A 16,069-nucleotide genomic window follows, 5' to 3' on the forward strand; every position below is an offset into this window, starting at 1 on the left:
ATCCCGTTAACGACCAAAAAAGACGTATGCCGGAGGCAACCCATGGAATTCTGGAAAAAACTCAGCGAGGCGCTCCGGCAAAAGGGTTTCAGTGCCCTTGAGATCAAAGAACTACAAGATACGTTTGGCGATCTTGACTCTGCCGAGCTGCTTCGTCTGTCTCCGGATCGACTGCTCGCGGCCATGACCGGCCGCACGGTGGCCGATGGCCGCGCCAAAGCGGATACTGTTTTGCGCATAATTGGCGATCTCACCCAGAGCAATGCCGCCACCGAGCATAAACGTGTGGTGACACTCAGCGGGCGTGTGACGAACCTGCCATCCAACATCGATTGGCAACAACTTAGCATTATCCTCGTCACTGCCGATCAACGATCAGGCCAGACAGCCCTGCGCAGTCCTCTCAATACCGATGGCACCTTTATCCTCCAAACCACCGCCGACGAATGGCGGCACATGGGTTTATCCGCCCCGGCGGAGCTGTTCCTCCAGGTCGCCTGGAACGGACGGCCCCTCTACACCGGGCGCGAGCCGCTGAGGGTGTCGCTCGACACCGCCGCGCAACCCGTGGAGATCGCGCTGCCCGCGAAAGCCCTCAGCCGGCTTGAGGCAGCGTCCGCTCCCCAGGCCTTGCGCAAGGAACTCGACCTCCGGGCAATCGCCGAGGCGGCGCAACTGTCTACGGAGACGCTGGAGCGACTGCGCCAAGCGAATATTGCCACACTTGACGATCTCTTCAGCACCGAAGCGCGTGATTCCCTGACTGCTGCGGATCTCAGCCCCGCAGAAAGCCGAGCGCTGTACGCCGCAGGCCGCTGGGCCGCTCTTTCCGGTGATGTTGCGCTATCGGCCAGACTTATTGATCACGGCTTCGACTCGCTCAACCGCTTGGCCTCCGTCACGCCCGGCCAGGCCGAAGCACGCCTGACGCGCGACGGCAAGCCGCTCAGCAGCGAAGAGCGTGCCGCCCTGAAAGATCTGATCGGCAAGGCGCGAGTCGGCGCGCACCTGGTGAAGGATGCGATCATCGCTCGTGGCACGAACACGCGTATCCACCCCGATCGTCACGGAAGCATGATCTGGAAGGACGTCATTCCAGGCATTTTTCAACCGATCATTGAGCCGGCGCCAAACGACGAACCCCTTTGCGCCGATTGTGATGCCTGCGCGACGGTCTTTAGTCCCTTGGCCTACATCTATGATCTTGTGTCCTTTATCGGTTCGACATGGTTCATCGAGCCTCAGGAGATCGAGCGCTTGATTTTGCAGCCGATCGACCTGGATTGTTCCGCAGCGCAGGCGCCAATCCGCCAGATCTTGCTCGCCTGTGAAGTGCTCGAACAGCACCTTACAGGCGAGCTTGCCGGGCCTCTCAGCAGCTCAGCGGCTTGGCGCAACCATTATCAGGAGCATGCCCAAGCCGTGCTCAAACTCCTGGGACTCGCGCCGACCTCCTCAGCACCGCCACCGGCCCATCAACCGCTCTATCAAGCAGCCAACAGTACGAATCCGACCCTGAAGGAACTGCTGGCGTTGAACAAAGAAGCCCACGCCGTCTTTGAAAGCACGTTAGAGGCCGCCGTCGCTCTTCTCGGTCCGCCGCCAGACAACGATGACGCCTACGCGGCCTACCTGGCCGCTCAAATGCAACTTGAAGCGGAACAGGAACAGCAGCGTCGTCGATTTGACAAGCAGATTGAGGGGCTCACCGCGCCCCTCTTCAGCGCATATCGCGAGCAGTTGATCGCCGCGAGCAACAACGATGCAGCGACCCTTGAGCAGCACCTGTTTATTGATTTGCACACTGCGCCCTGCCAGATGACGACGCGCGGTATCCAGATCATCCAATCGCTGCAATCCTTCATTCTGTCCGTGCGCACGCGCGCTCTCGCCGGCAACCCCCGTCCGGCGGCGCAAGCCATCGACATAGATCGCTTCGCTCCCGAGCCATGGCACTGGCTCCAGAGCTACGCGAGTTGGAACGCCGCGATGTACGTCCTGCTCTACCCTGAGAATCTGCTCTCACCGCCCATCCAGCGTCGGCGAATGACCAACCTGTTTCAGCGCGCCATCGAGCGACTGGTTGCCGGCAGCGCCTCGCTGCAGGTCGTCTCCGAGTTGGAGCGCGACTATGAAGAGTTGTTCCGCAGTATCGATCAGCTTGAAGCTGTAACGTCCCATGTGATCGGTTCCGAACTCTTCATCTTCGCCCGCAACGAGGTCATCGCCGCCGACAGCACGCGCACGTATCGTCTCTGGCTGAACCGACTCTCCACGTCTTCGCTCAGCACGCCGCCCGTTGCCGTCAACCCGGTCACTCCCGACGCCGGCGGCTGGACGGAAGTGCTCGGTTGGCCCGAAGAACTCATCCCGCACGTCGTATTGCCTTACGGCCGCGGCGACGGCCTCATGTTCATTGGCCTTGGTTACAAAGGCAATAATTCCGAGGCGTTCGATTCTTGGCGTACCCTGCGTCTTGCGCCGCAAGGCCGCGTTACGGGCGAAGCGTCAATCGAGGGTACGCTGCCGAACGCACCGGGAAGCAATCCCAAAAGTGAGTTTTGGAACCTCAGTACAAGCAACTCTCTTTCTCACGAGCCCACACTCTGGGCCAGAACCTTCACAACACAAGGCAACAACACGACATTGCACTACTTTTATGCCCGTCTCGACAGCGACTCGGGCACTTGGACGGCCTGGCAGTATCACGGTGATCCCTACGCCGCCGGTGGCAACCTGACGCCCTGGTTCAACTGGCTTGGCTCGACTATCGTCAATCGAAGCCCTTGCTCCGCATGGCGCAAAGATGCGCTCACGGCTGGTATCCGCTCATGGCCGTTCCCGGCTGAAGCTGCACCGCAAGATGCTGTATTGGAGCTCGACAAACCATTATCCTCGCCTGCGGGTGGCTCAGTCAGCCTGGCTTGGAATCGTGATGGGAACGAAAGCTATCTTATTTTGAGTGAACCGAACGGAGCCATCCAGGTCAAGCGCGTTTCCGTCCGCAACAACGGTCTCGATCTGGATTTCCAAATGCGTGTGACGGTGGTGCTCAAGCACATTGCCACGGCGGAGCGCTGGCCGATCGGGACAGCCTTCAATCAACTCGACCCGGCATCACCGGCGGCTCGCCACATTGCCGTGACCGAGCGCTATCTCTATTTTCCGCTGCTGGCTGGATGGGCTCTGAACCGCTCCGGCAACTTCGCCTCCGCCTACCAGATGTATCGCCGATTATACGACCTCTTCGCCCAGCCCCAGCAGGTCTTTCCTTTCACGGACGTCTTCACGGGTGGCTTCGAGCGCCCCGATGATTGGCTGCACGGCATCGAGGATCCCGACGCCGTCGCCAAGCGTCGGGCCGGGCCTTACCTGCGCCACGCCATTCTGATGCAAACGAAGAACCTCCTCGATTGGGCCGACCACCAGTTTACGCTGAACAACGCCGAATCGCGCAACCGGGCGCGCGAACTGTACCAACTGGCGGCGCAGGTGCTCCAGGCGCCGGCCTTCGCTAATCCTTGCGCGGAGCAACTGCAGGCCCTGGAGTTCGCCGTTGCGCGTGAAGTTGGCGGCCTGCGTGCGACCACAGCGGAAGCAGCAGCACAACACAAAGCCCGCGCCCAGCTCATCCAACGAGCCATCGCGCAACTGATGGGTATTCCACTGCTCAACATCGTGCGTGAAGCAACGGAACATATCAAGGCGCTCCAGGCCAGGAGTCTGTCGCTGCGGCAGTTGGCCCTCGAGCTTGAGACGATCGTCGCGTCAGCCCTGCTCAAGGCCCGCGAGCAGCAGGCATTGCCGGCAACCCTCTTGGGGCGCAGGAAGGAGGAGCAAGCTCTACACGACCAGCTCGAACAGATTCTCGATCCCCACTGGCAGAAAAACATCGGCCCACCCACGCCAAGCAGTGCCGCGCCGCCGAGTAACGCCACGGCTGTTTTCTGCATCCCGCCCAACCCGCTGCTCCAGGCCTACCAGATGCGGATCGACGTCGCCCTAACCTTGCTGCGTAACTGTCTGGATATCAACGGTGAACCCGGCCAACCGCAACTCACAGGCAGCTTGGAGGGGCGGATCATCGACACATTTGGCCAATTGCAGAATTCCTTGAACAGCGGGCCGATCACGCCTCCGCGCTATCGCTACGACTTTCTGATCGAGAAGTCGCGTCAACATACCGGCCTGGCACAGCAACTCCAGACACTGATGCTCGCGGCGATCGAAAAGCGCGACAGCGCCGCCCTGGCCCTGCTGCAAGCCGAGATCGCCGAGGAAGTGGCCGCCGCTACGATCACTTTGCGCGCCCTTGGCCGCGACGAAGCGGTGCGTGGCGTCCAGATCGCAAACCTGCAACTGGAGCGTGCCCTAGTTGAACTCGGCTTCTGGGAGGACCGCGTGGGCGACGGAATGAACATGATGGGCGCCGGCGGGCTGAACGAGGCGGAGATGACCGCTATGGCGTTGATGGCGAGTAGCGGCGCGTTTCAAGGCTTGTCCGCCCTCACATACTTTATGATAGCCGCGCCGGCTGCCGGGGTGGCTTTCACCGGAGCGGCCGCAGGCATCGGCGCTACAGCCGCCGGACTGGTCCAGGCGGCGTCGGTCGCTGGGTTGCCGACGTTGCCGGTTAACGCCGCCGTTGGCATTGCAGGCATCGCCGCCATCGGCGCGGGGCTGATCGCCGGCGGACAGCAAATGGCGAGCGGCTTCAGCGCCACAGCCGGCGCCCTCGGCACCTTCGGAAGCCTCGCCCTGACCTTCGCCAGCTTTGAAAGGCGCTGGGAAGACTGGCAGCATCAACACGAACTGGCCGGCATCGGGCGTCGACTTGCCGACGCGCACCTCGGCCAGGCTCAGCTGCGCGTGACAATCACCGCCCAGGAGCAGGCTGTGGCCGAACTGCAGCACAACCACACGCGTCTGGTAATTGATTTTCTCAAGAACCAGTTTAGTAACGAGCAGCTGTACCAGTGGATGATCGGCGTGCTCCAGGATTCCTATCGCAGCGTAATGCAACACGCCGTCACCACGGCGCGCCTCGCCCAGCATGCCCTGGAATTCGAGCGCCAACAGCCGATCACCGTGATCCAGGGCGACTACTGGAGCATTGACGAGGCAACCCTCAGCGAGGCCCAGCGTGCCTCGGGCTTGTTGGGCGCCGAACGTCTTCTGGCCGATATGAGCAAGCTCGATGAGTGGAAGATCCGCACCGACCGCCGACGCCTGGAACTGAGCAAGACTATCTCCCTGGCCCAGGCTCTGCCAAGTGCGTTAATGCATCTGCGCGAAAGCGGTGCGATCACCTTCAACACTCTGCAGGAGTGGTTCGATTGGGATTTTCCCGGTCATTACATGCGCCTCGTCAAGAGCGTAAAGGTCACCGTGATCGCCCTTGTACCGCCTGTTGACGGCATTCACGCCACCCTGAGCAACAGCGGCTTTTCGCGTGTAGTCGTGAACAACAGCGGCAGTTTTGTGGAAGTAGACGCCCTTCAACGCTTTCCCGAAACCGTCGCCCTAGACAGCCCAATAAACGACAGCGGTGTCTTCGTACTCAACTACAACGACCCGATGCTGCTGCCCTTTGAGGGCCTTGGCGTGGAAACCCTGTGGCGCTTCGAGCTGCCCCATGCAAGCAACCGCCTCAACTTCGACTCCCTGGTGGATGTGCTGTTTACCATCGAGTACACGGCATACCAGGACGCCGCCTATCGCGGCCAGGTCATCGCCCGTCTCGGGGAGCGGAAAAGCAGCGACGTGGTGATCAGCCTGCGTCACAGCTACCCCGACCAATGGTACGACCTGCACAACCCGGCCGACCCGACCACTGCGCAGACGATCCCCTTCGCGCTCGCGGCTCACACCTTCCCGCCACCTGCCGGCGCCCCTCTCGGACTCCAGCACCTGATGGTGCTCCTCGTCGGCCCGGCGGGCAAAGAGCGTAGCGGCGACCTCGCCCTGCGGAAAGTGGGGATGTTGCCGGAACTGCCCATTACCACCGATGATCACGGTGCCTACAGCAGCCGCATCGGGGCAGGGGTCGACGGGACCGGCACGCCGCGCACGCGCTTCGCCGTGGACCAGGCAAATGCTGGTCTACTGCTGCCGCCCACGAATCTCGACGGAGCGCAGTTACTCGACCCGCGCGGCGAGTGGCAATTCACTTTCGCTCCGACCTGGTACGCCGCGATTAATGGAGCGCGGATAATCGACGACTTGGCCGATATTATCCTGATACCAACGGTTGTATTCGAGGTAAGCTGTCCGAACTAAAAGGGATTGATGTTGCGCTGCCAGGGGACTTGCAAGTAGCTGTTCAGCGGTTCATGGAGCGGTATTGGAAAGTTCTGTCTCAATAATTATTTTTGGGTAACTATTCAGGTAACTACTCAATAACTCCGGGCAGTGAACCATAGAAAAAACACCTGGACCCCGGCCTGCGCCGGGGTGACGACCGAGAGTACTCGCTTTCGAGGTACGCCACTCCGTCATACCGGCGTAGGCCGGTATCCAGGCAGCACGGATCCGCGGTGGTTGGTTGCCCTGCCTTATTGAGCAGTTACCTATTCAGCGCACACGGCGCATGACCAGTCCCCAGCACTGGATTCCGGCTTTCCCCGGAAAGACGGATCGGAGCAAGCCGTTCCATGTTCGTCATACCGGCGAAGGCCGGCGCTATCGCTATCCAGATCTTTATTCTGGCTCTGCTGAGTAGTTACATTTCCTGAGTATTACGTTTTTAACGTGAAAACGCCCCTGTTCATTGCTGAAAGGGGCGTTGTATAACCTGTCGTAGCAGTCCGCTCAGCTTACCCTACTCCTCCCAGGTAGGCGTTCTGGACTTCCGGATTGACCAGGAGGGCTTTGGCCGTATCTTCCAGAACGATCTTTCCCAGTTCCAGGACGTAGCCCCGGTCGGCCAGCTTCAGGGCCAGGCGGGCGTTTTGTTCCACGAGGACGATGGTCACGCCGGATTTGTTGATCTCCCGGATCGTGGCGAAGATGGACTTGACCAGAATCGGCGCCAGCCCCAGGCTGGGTTCGTCCAGGAGCAGGATCTTGGGATTGGCCATCAGGCCGCGGCCGATGGCCAGCATCTGCTGTTCACCGCCGCTCAGGGTGCCGGCCAGTTGTCCGCGGCGCTGATGCAGGATGGGAAACATCTCGTACACCCAATCCATGTTCTTGCGGATCCGTGCTTGATCCGTGGCCGTGAACGCTCCAAGATGCAGGTTCTCCTGCACGCTCAGGGTTCCAAAGACTCGTCGCCCCTCCGGAACCTGGGCCAGGCCGAGCTTGACGATATCATGGGCCTCGAGCTTGTGCAGGGCCTTGTCTTCCAGGTAGATCCCGCCTCCCGACGGCTTGACCAGGCCGCTGACGGTCATCAGAGTGGTGGACTTGCCCGCGCCGTTGGCCCCGAGGATGGTCACGATCTCGCCCTGGGCCACGTTCAGGTTCAGTCCATGCAGAACCTGAACATTGCCGTATTTGACTTCCAGATTTTCAATTCGCAGGAGCATGATCAGAAATCCTCGTCGTCGTCATCCGGTGCACCCAGGTAGGCGTCGATGACCCGTTGGTCCTTTTGTATTTCGGCCGGAGTCCCCTGGGCGATCAATACCCCATACTCCAACACCACCAGTTTTTCACAGATTTGCATGACCAGATTCATGTCGTGCTCGATCAGCAGCACCGTGATTCCGCGATCCCGGATCTGCAAAATCAGGTTCACCAGCACCTGGGTCTCATAGTCGTTCATCCCGCCCGCCGGCTCGTCCAGAATCAGAAAGCGCGGCTTGGTGGCCAGGGCCCGGGCGACCTCCAGCAGGCGCTGGTTGCCGTAGGACAGGTTCCGGGCGGCCTGATCCAGATGCGGCCGCAACCCGACGAACTCCAGTTCCTTCACGGCAATTTCCAGGGCCTCGCGTTCTTCCTTTTTCTGCCAGGGCAGCCGGAGCATGGCGCCGACGACTCCGGAGCGCATCCGGCAATGGCATCCGGCAAGCACGTTTTCAAGCGCGCTCATGTTTTGAAACAGGCGAATCGTCTGAAACGTTCTGGCAACGCCCAGGGAAACGATCTTGTTGGTGCGCATGTTCACGATATTGCGCCCGTCAAAAAGAATCTGTCCGCTATTGGGCTGGTAGTTTCCCGTAATCAGATTGAAGACAGTGGTCTTGCCCGCGCCGTTGGGGCCGATCAGGCCGACGATGGAACCGTGATCCACATCGAAGGTGACGTTGTTCACGGCCATGACCCCGCCGAAGGACTTGGTCAGATTGGCGAGGCGCAAAAGAGGCGTACCGCTCATTTTCCACCTCCCCGCGAATTGGCCAGGAAATCCAGATTGAACGTCCGCGGCGGAGGCGGCAGGATGCCCTTTGGCCGAAAGATCATCATCAGGATCATGGCCGCACCGAAGAAGAGCATTCGTGCCCCGGCAAACTCCCGAAAGACTTCCGGCAGGCCGATGATCAGAAAGGCTCCGAGAATGACGCCCTTGATGTTACCGGCTCCGCCCAGAATCACGATGGTGAACATGATCACGGATTCCCAGAACGTGAAGGACTGCGGGGAAACAATGGTCATTTTGGACGCGAAGATGGTCCCGACCATGCCGGCCCAGAAGGCACCGATGACAAAAGCCACCAGTTTGTAGTGGGCCGCATTGATGCCGCTGCCTTCCGCGGCCACGTCGTCCTCGCGAATGTAGTTCAAGGCCCGTCCGAAACGTGAGTTTTCCAGGCGCGTGAAAAGCAGCACCGTGATCGCGGCAAAGGCGAGGATCAGATAGTAGAAATCATATGGCGTGCGGATCACATAGCCGAAAACAACGGGCCGGCTGATCCCAAAAATGCCGTTGGCGCCGCCGGTGATCCCGAAAACGTTGTTCACCAGGGCGATGCGCACGATTTCCACGATTCCGATGGTCACGATGAGCAGATAGTCGCCGCGCAGATGAATGATCGGTCTGGCCACGAGCAGGGCGAAAATCCCGGCCGCCATGCCGGAAAGGGGCATCAGCCAGAGCACCGGAATCCCGAACTGGGTGTTCAGGATGGCCGTGGTGTAGGTGCCCACCGCGAAGAATGCGGCATGCCCCATGTGAAACAACCCGGCGTAGCCGAGAATGATGTTCAGGCTGAGGGCCAGAATCGCGTACAGGCCGATGGAATTGAGGACATCGATCCAGTAGGCGTCCAGAAAGTGCGGAGCGGCCAGCAATGCCCCAACGAAAAGAATATTGATGATGATTGCGGGCTTCATACTTTGTCCGCCACGCGCTCGCCCAGGATGCCGGTGGGGCGAAAGATCAGGATCAGGATCAGGACCATGAAGGAAATGGCGTCCTTCCAGGCCAGGGAGATGTACGTCGCGCCCATGGCTTCAATGACGCCCAGAAGCAGGCCCCCGAGCATGGCGCCGGGAATGTTGCCGATTCCTCCCAGGATTGCGGCCGTGAACGCTTTCAGGCCGTAGACCCAGCCCATGGTGAAGTTGATCTGACCATAGTAGAGCCCGACCATCATCCCGGCTGCTCCGCCCAGGGCCGGCCCGATCAGGAAGACGTACATGATGACCCGGTTCACATCGATGCCCATCAGCTTGGCGGCGCCCTGATCAATGGCCGCGGCCCGGATGGCCGTACCGGTCTTGGTGCGCTGCACGAAAAAGTACAGCCCTGCCATCATCACAATGGACGCGGCAAAAAGAACGATCCGCATCACAGGAATGTCCACTCCGAACATGGAGATCGACGTGGTCGGCAAGATGTCGTGGGGGTAGACGCGGAACCGGGCGCCGTAGATGAGCATCACGGCGTTCTGAAAAAAAATGGACGCACCCAGGGCGGAAACAACCGCGGACAGCCTTGGCGACGTGCGCAGGGGGCGATAGGCGACCCGCTCCAGCAGCGCTCCGATAACGGCCACCAAACCCATGACCATGATCACCAGAACCATAATGCCGGCCATGGGACCGAGGTGTTCGGTCAACCCCAAGGACAGCAGAAGAGTCAATCCGAGGTAGGCTCCAATGGTGAACAGGTCGCCGTGAGCGAAGTTGATCAGCTTGAGTACGCCGTAGACCATGGTGTACCCAAGGGCGATCAGGGCGTAGATGCCGCCCACGGCCAAGCCGTTGGTCAGTTGTTCCAGGAAAAGTTGCATTTCATGTCCTTCGAGTGGTTAGGAGAACACGGAGCTTGTGAAGATGATGCGGGAGATGGACATTCAGGTAAGTATTTTGAATATGCATGCTTGCTTTTTCAAAAGATCGGCACGCCGTGGGCCTCGGCATCATTTCAAAATCATTACCTAAAGGGCTATCGCCAATCCGCTTTATTCCTCAAAGGCGATTCCGGCAGACCAGCACAAGCCGGCCTGCCGGGATATGTCACAAATTATTGCTGCATGACAAAGCGGCCTTCGCCGTCCACCTTGTACACGCGGTACAATTCTCCCACCCGGTCGCCCTTTTCATCAAAGGCGATGGTTCCGGTCAGGCCTTGAAAATCTTGCAGTTCCGTCCGCAGAAATTCCGCGATCTTGTCCGGATCCGTGGACTGAGTGCCTTCAATGGCGGCAACAAGAACCTTGAAGGCGTCGCCGGCCAGTACGGCCCAGACCGAAGCCGGGTCGTCCTGGTACCTGGCCCGGTAGGCATTCATGAAGGACGTGGCTTCCGGAGAGTCCAGATCCTGAGGCACGGGCGGGCTGAGGAACATGAAGCCTTCGGCTGCTTCCTTCCCGGCAATGCTCACCAGGTCGGGATTGTTCGTGGCGTCGCCGCCGATAAAGGGTACATCCCAGCCCATGGCTTTTTTCTGACGCAGCAGGAGACCTGCTTCAGGAAAATAGCCGGTGAACAGAACGACTTCCGGGCCACGAGCACGCAATTGCGACAAAATGGCGCTGTAGTCGCGCTCGCCGGGAGTCAGGGCATCGAAGAAGACGATTTCAACATTGCCTTCCCTGAGCAGTGCCTGGGCCTCATCGGCCAGTCCCCTGGCGTAGGTGGTGTTGTCGTGAAGGATGGCGACTTTGTTGAATCCCATGTCCTTGAGGGTATTCGCCGCTACAAGTCCCTGCTCGTCATCGCGGGGGGAGGTGCGGAAAAAATAACGCATACCCTTCTCACTCAAGCGAATGGCCGTGGAGCCGGTGGCCACTTGAACGATCCTGTTTTCATCGAAGATGTTCTGGCTGGCTTCGGTAATGGACGAGCCATACGTGCCGATGACGGCCACGATGTTGCGAGTGGACAAACGCTGGGCTGCCAGAGCAGCGGTACGCGGATCGCCTGCGTCATCCTCGGCGACAATGACCACCTTCTGCCCCATGACTCCACCGGCATTGTTCTGTTCCTCGGCGAGTAGTTCCACGATCTGCCTCATGGCCTGACCCTCGCTGGCCCAGGAGCCGGTCAAGGGAGCCATCAGGCCGATCCGGATCTCGGCATGGGCCTGGCCCAGCAACAGGGGCAGCACCAGCAAACTCGCCAACACGCTTAAAAACAAACGTTTTTTCATGCAATTGCCTCCTACGGAAGAAAAAGGTTGAACCATTCCAAGCCGAAACCAGTTGTGAATGCCAGCAGCAACACTGAGCTGATTGGGTCTCTTACGGCGAAAAATATGGAAAATCAACAACCTTGAACAAATTGACTCGCTCCTGAAATATTGTTTACTTACTGTTACTAACTCATCGTCCTACAAGCACAAATGATACAGTTCTCCGCCAGATCAGGTTATCCGGATCGTAACGAATGGTCGGTGCCGCGTGTCCTTTTTCACTCTTGCCAAGTCCGGATCAGTGATCACCATACCACCCAAGAATTGTGAGATTCAGGTTGCAGGCGATTCCAAGTCACCGCCAACATATCCACCAATCTCCACACATCCTCCAATCAGACAAGGTACTCAACATGAAACGATCACTCACTGTTTTTGTCGTGTTCTTTTGGCTGGCGGTTTTGCCGCTCACGGTTTCAGCGGACGTAGTCGAGCATCGCCTGGACAACGGGTTGACCGTCCTGGTTCTTCCGGATCAACGCGCTCCCGTCGTCACCAATCAGATCTGGTACGGCGTCGGCTCCATGCATGAGCATAGCGGTATCACCGGCATTTCCCACATGCTGGAGCACATGATGTTCCGCGGCAGTGAAAAATATCCGCCCGGGGAGTTCACGCGGATCATTTCGGAAATCGGCGGGTCCCAGAACGCCTTCACCGGGCCGGATTTCACCGCCTATTTTCAGGTTGTCGGAACGCCGCACTGGGAGATGGTCATGTCCATGGAAGCCGAGCGGATGCACGGCTTGAAGCTGACCGAGGACGAGTTCCAACCGGAGCGCAACGTCGTCATCGAAGAGCGCAGGCTGACCCGGGAAGATCGGCCCATTGCCCTTTTGAACGAACATTTCATGGCCACGGCCTTCTTCAACAGCCCCTACCGGCATACCGCCATCGGCTGGATGACGGACATTCTAGCCTACACGCTGGAGGATCTTCAGGCATGGTACGACATGTGGTACGTGCCCAACAACGCCGTGGCCGTGGTGGTGGGCGACGTGAATCCGGAGGAAGTCATTGCCGCTGCCGAAAGGTATTACGGCCCCATCCCGGCCAGACCGCTGCCGGAAGTCAAACCGCGCGTGGAAACTCCTCAGCGGGGCGAACGCCGGACCACCCTGCGGGTGCCGGCGGAAATGCCGTATTTGATGATGGGCTGGAAAACGCCGGTGCTCTTGACCCTGCGGGAACACGGCGAAGATTCTCTGGAATCGGCCAAGGACGCCTATGCCCTGATGGTCGCGGCGGGAGTGCTCAGTTCCGGCCGAGCATCCCGCCTGGACCGTGAACTTGTCCGGGGCCGGGAACTGGCACGAGCCGCCAACGCGGGATACAGCGCTTTCAGCCGCCTGGACAGCCTTTTTACTCTCGCGGCCATGCCGTCCACGGGAACGGAAATCCAGGTCCTGGAAGAGGCGCTCCTTGAACAGGTGGAGACGTTGCGGAACGAACCCGTCACCGAGCAGGAGCTGCAACGGGTCAAGGCCCAGGTCATCGCTTCAATGGTCTATCGCCGGGATTCGCTCAATGCCCAGGCTTTTGAGCTGGGCATGCTGGAAACCATCGGGCTCGGCTGGCGGACCATTGAAGAATATGCCGAGGGAATTCGTGAAGTTACAGCGGAAGATGTCCAGCGCGTTGCGCAACGATATCTGATTCCGGATACGCGAACCGTCGCCGTTCTCGACCCGCTGCCGCTGGATGTCCCTGTGCGAGAATCGTCAGATATCCTGGTCCAGTAGTTAAGAATTACTTAGTTAAGAATTATGGTAATCGATCGATTCAAATAATACCGTCGCAGACTTGGTTTCTTTCAGTCCGTTTCGTTTTTTTTCACCACGAAGGACACGAAGAGCACGAAGGGGCAAAGCGTCAGTAGCCAGCACCTCTTGTGCTCGTCGACTCCCAATTGAACAAAGGTTCTTTCATCCGAGGTATCCCATGCAACAACGTGATCCATACATGCAAGCTTTCCTGAAACCTATGCTGATTCAAAGACGTTTCCTGATTCCTTTCCTGTTCTTCTTCATGGCCGCCTGCTTGATCGCGACGTCGGCAACGGCCGCGGAGTTCGAGCATTGGGAAACAGAAAAAGGCATGACCGTGCTCTTTGCACCGGCTCCGGCCCTGCCCATGCTGGACGTGCGCCTGCTTTTCGATGCCGGCTCCGCCCGGGACGGCGACCGTGGCGGCGTGGCCCGCTTGACGAACCAGGCCCTGGCCTTCGGCACTACAGAGTTGGACGCGGACGCCGTGGCGGAACGGTTTGAATCCATCGGAGCTCAGTTCGGCACCAGCACGGCCCGGGACATGGCCGTTCTTCGCCTGCGAACCCTGACCGAACCGGACTGGATGGAGACGGCCCTTGCAACCTTCGTCTCCATCCTGGATGACCCGTCATTTCCGGAGAACGATCTGGCAAGAGCCCGTCGCCATACGCTGCAGGCACTCCAGCAGGAACGCCAGGAGCCGGGAACCCTCGCCTCCCGGCGCTTCTACCAGCTGGCGTATGGCGATCATCCCTATGCCGCGCACCCGCTGGGGACCGAGAACAGCATCCCGAACCTGGACCGCGACGAACTGCTGCGATTTTTTCAGGAACACTATACATCCCGAAACGGGGTTCTGGCCATGACCGGGGATCTGGACCTGGAGACAGCCAGGGAAATCAGCGAACGCATTTGCGCTGCACTCCCTCAGGGAGAGCGGATGCCGGAGCTTCCGCCGGTATCGCCGCGCACGTCTCCCGTTCTGGAGCACATTCCTTTCGCTTCCGAACAGGCCCATATCCAGATGGGTACTCCCGTGCTGCGTCGCAACGATCCGGACCGGTTCCCGCTGAGTGTGGCCAATCACGTTCTGGGCGGCGGCGGATTCACGTCCAGACTGTTCCGGGAAATTCGCAATGAACGTGGATTGGCGTATTCCGTTTCCAGCGGCATTGTTCCCATGTCTGCGGAGGGGCCCTTCGTGATCAGCATGCAGACCGGCATCGATCAGGCCCCTCTGTCCGTGGAAGTACTGCACAACGAATTGGAACAGTTCATAGAACATGGTGCCACGGAAGAAGAACTGGCCGCCTCCAAGGCGAACATCATTGGCCGGTTTCCCTTGGGCCTTGTCTCCAACAGCGAAATCGTCTCTGCTCTGGCCATGATCGGATTCTATGAGCTTCCTCTGGACTACCTGGAAACTTATACCGAGCATGTTTCTCAGGTCACGACGCAGGAGTCTCACGACGCGCTCCAACGCCGCCTGCGGCCCGAAACTATGGTGACGGTTATCGTTGGCGGTCCAGTGGGACTCTTTGAACCAGACGGCCCCGCCACAAACATCCCCGCGTCTGATTGATCCTTATCCCTGATACGGGCATTGCTGGAAAAGTGAAATTCCAGCTCCCAGCATAGCAACCGCCGGAGGCTTTATTCGGCGGTTGCATATTTTTTGGGGCAACTACTCACCGAACCAAAGGCTTGCAACAAAATCGCTGTTCTGATTTCTTGACGGGTACATGGTTCTTCTTTAAATCGATCCGGAAAAGTTGCCCATACAATTTGCTGAAATTCCATTCGGGTCATGGTCAGGAGTTCCTCTTGATCGTGACTTCTCCGCTGTTTCACCTTCCCATTCCTCCTTAATTCTCAAAACCCAACGGATACAGAATGCCTTTCAAATCCCCTGCCGCCGTCACCCGTGACCGCATCCAGGACGTCGTCCAGAGCAGTCGGTTCCAAAATGCCATTATTGTTGTCATCATCATCAACGGTATTGTGCTTGGCCTGGAAACCTCGGCCCGGGCCATGGAAATGGCAGGCCCCCTTCTCCTGATCATTGACCGGATCTGTCTGAGCATTTTCATTTGTGAAATCGGATTGAAGCTCTACGCCCTGCGGGGACGTTTCTTCAAGGAAGGCTGGAACATATTCGATTTTCTCGTGGTGGCCATTTCATTGATACCCAGTCATGGCGGGCTTGCCGTACTGCGTTCGCTGCGGGTGCTGCGCGTTTTGCGGATGATCTCCGCTTTGCCGAGCATGCGCCGGGTGATTGCCGCCATGCTGCACGCCCTGCCCGGCGTCAGTTCCGTAGCCGGCATTGTGGGCATCATCTTCTATGTGGGAGCGGTCATTGCGACCAAGCTTTTCGGAGCCGCCTTTCCGGAGTGGTTCGGATCCATCGGCGCTTCTTTATATACCCTGTTTCAGATAATGACCCTGGAAAGCTGGTCCATGGGCATCGTACGCCCGGTACTGGAGGTTTTTCCGCTGGCTTGGATGTTTTTCGTGCCCTTCATCATTGTCACCACATACACGGTCATCAACCTGGTTGTGGGCATCATTGTCGGGGCCATGGAGGAAAAGGCCATTGAAGAGGGAATACGGGAAGATCCGGCCAAGACTTGGCAAAGGCTGGAAGCTCGCCTGAACGGCTTGGACAGCAAGCTGGACCGGCTATTGAAAGAGAAATCCGAAAAATCGGATGCGTGAC

General features: G+C 58.8%; 10 protein-coding genes. 4 read left to right on the forward strand and 6 right to left on the reverse strand.

From position 1 onward, the window contains the following. Window positions 1-42: 42 nt before the first annotated feature. Window positions 43-6,279, forward strand: a complete 6,237-nt coding sequence (locus ACYQ15_RS05880) for a Tc toxin subunit A-related protein (protein WP_459936594.1) — start codon at window positions 43-45, stop codon at window positions 6,277-6,279. A gap of 536 nt (window positions 6,280-6,815) precedes the next feature. On the opposite strand, the gene ACYQ15_RS05885 is transcribed toward ACYQ15_RS05880, so the two are convergent. The 5 genes from ACYQ15_RS05885 to ACYQ15_RS05905 form a co-directional block, all read right to left on the reverse strand. Then, entirely contained in the window at window positions 6,816-7,529 is a 714-nt protein-coding gene (locus ACYQ15_RS05885) for an ABC transporter ATP-binding protein (protein WP_459936595.1), read from the reverse strand. Between the two features lie 2 nt (window positions 7,530-7,531). Then, window positions 7,532-8,320: an ABC transporter ATP-binding protein gene (locus ACYQ15_RS05890; protein ID WP_459936596.1), complete on the reverse strand. Its 789-nt coding sequence runs from the start codon at window positions 8,318-8,320 to the stop codon at window positions 7,532-7,534. Then, window positions 8,317-9,276 carry a branched-chain amino acid ABC transporter permease gene (locus tag ACYQ15_RS05895; RefSeq protein ID WP_459936597.1) on the reverse strand — a complete coding sequence of 320 codons (960 nt, stop codon included), beginning with the start codon at window positions 9,274-9,276 and terminating at the stop codon, window positions 8,317-8,319. Before ACYQ15_RS05895 ends, ACYQ15_RS05890 begins: the two co-directional genes overlap by 4 nt. Continuing rightward, window positions 9,273-10,178, reverse strand: a complete 906-nt coding sequence (locus ACYQ15_RS05900) for a branched-chain amino acid ABC transporter permease (RefSeq protein ID WP_459936598.1) — start codon at window positions 10,176-10,178, stop codon at window positions 9,273-9,275. Before ACYQ15_RS05900 ends, ACYQ15_RS05895 begins: the two co-directional genes overlap by 4 nt. A 233-nt stretch (window positions 10,179-10,411) precedes the next feature. Next, window positions 10,412-11,539, reverse strand: a complete 1,128-nt coding sequence (locus ACYQ15_RS05905) for a branched-chain amino acid ABC transporter substrate-binding protein (protein ID WP_459936599.1) — start codon at window positions 11,537-11,539, stop codon at window positions 10,412-10,414. A gap of 395 nt (window positions 11,540-11,934) precedes the next feature. Here ACYQ15_RS05905 and ACYQ15_RS05910 point away from each other — a divergent pair, with 395 nt between their 5' ends. Then, window positions 11,935-13,323: a M16 family metallopeptidase gene (locus ACYQ15_RS05910; RefSeq protein WP_459936600.1), complete on the forward strand. Its 1,389-nt coding sequence runs from the start codon at window positions 11,935-11,937 to the stop codon at window positions 13,321-13,323. 199 nt (window positions 13,324-13,522) lie between these two features. Next, entirely contained in the window at window positions 13,523-14,932 is a 1,410-nt protein-coding gene (locus tag ACYQ15_RS05915; RefSeq protein WP_459936601.1) for a M16 family metallopeptidase, read from the forward strand. 71 nt (window positions 14,933-15,003) lie between these two features. Here the strand turns inward: ACYQ15_RS05915 and ACYQ15_RS05920 are convergent, their stop codons facing one another. Further along, a complete protein-coding gene (locus tag ACYQ15_RS05920) occupies window positions 15,004-15,159 on the reverse strand; it encodes a hypothetical protein (protein WP_459936602.1) in 156 nt (51 codons plus the stop codon). A gap of 84 nt (window positions 15,160-15,243) precedes the next feature. Between ACYQ15_RS05920 and ACYQ15_RS05925 the strand changes: the two genes are divergently transcribed. Further along, the gene (locus ACYQ15_RS05925) at window positions 15,244-16,068 is read left to right on the forward strand and encodes an ion transporter (protein WP_459936603.1); all 825 of its coding nucleotides are present in this window, start codon (window positions 15,244-15,246) and stop codon (window positions 16,066-16,068) included. Window position 16,069 lies beyond the last annotated feature (1 nt).

The sequence above is a fragment of the Desulfonatronum parangueonense genome, from assembly GCF_054656975.1.

Coding starts and splice junctions, on each gene's coding strand:
- ACYQ15_RS05880 (WP_459936594.1), top strand. CDS start 43: ATGGAATTCTGGAAAAAACTCAGCGAGGCGCTCCGGCAAAAGGGTTTC.
- ACYQ15_RS05885 (WP_459936595.1), bottom strand. CDS start 7,529: ATGCTCCTGCGAATTGAAAATCTGGAAGTCAAATACGGCAATGTTCAG.
- ACYQ15_RS05890 (WP_459936596.1), bottom strand. CDS start 8,320: ATGAGCGGTACGCCTCTTTTGCGCCTCGCCAATCTGACCAAGTCCTTC.
- ACYQ15_RS05895 (WP_459936597.1), bottom strand. CDS start 9,276: ATGAAGCCCGCAATCATCATCAATATTCTTTTCGTTGGGGCATTGCTG.
- ACYQ15_RS05900 (WP_459936598.1), bottom strand. CDS start 10,178: ATGCAACTTTTCCTGGAACAACTGACCAACGGCTTGGCCGTGGGCGGC.
- ACYQ15_RS05905 (WP_459936599.1), bottom strand. CDS start 11,539: ATGAAAAAACGTTTGTTTTTAAGCGTGTTGGCGAGTTTGCTGGTGCTG.
- ACYQ15_RS05910 (WP_459936600.1), top strand. CDS start 11,935: ATGAAACGATCACTCACTGTTTTTGTCGTGTTCTTTTGGCTGGCGGTT.
- ACYQ15_RS05915 (WP_459936601.1), top strand. CDS start 13,523: ATGCAACAACGTGATCCATACATGCAAGCTTTCCTGAAACCTATGCTG.
- ACYQ15_RS05920 (WP_459936602.1), bottom strand. CDS start 15,159: ATGACCCGAATGGAATTTCAGCAAATTGTATGGGCAACTTTTCCGGAT.
- ACYQ15_RS05925 (WP_459936603.1), top strand. CDS start 15,244: ATGCCTTTCAAATCCCCTGCCGCCGTCACCCGTGACCGCATCCAGGAC.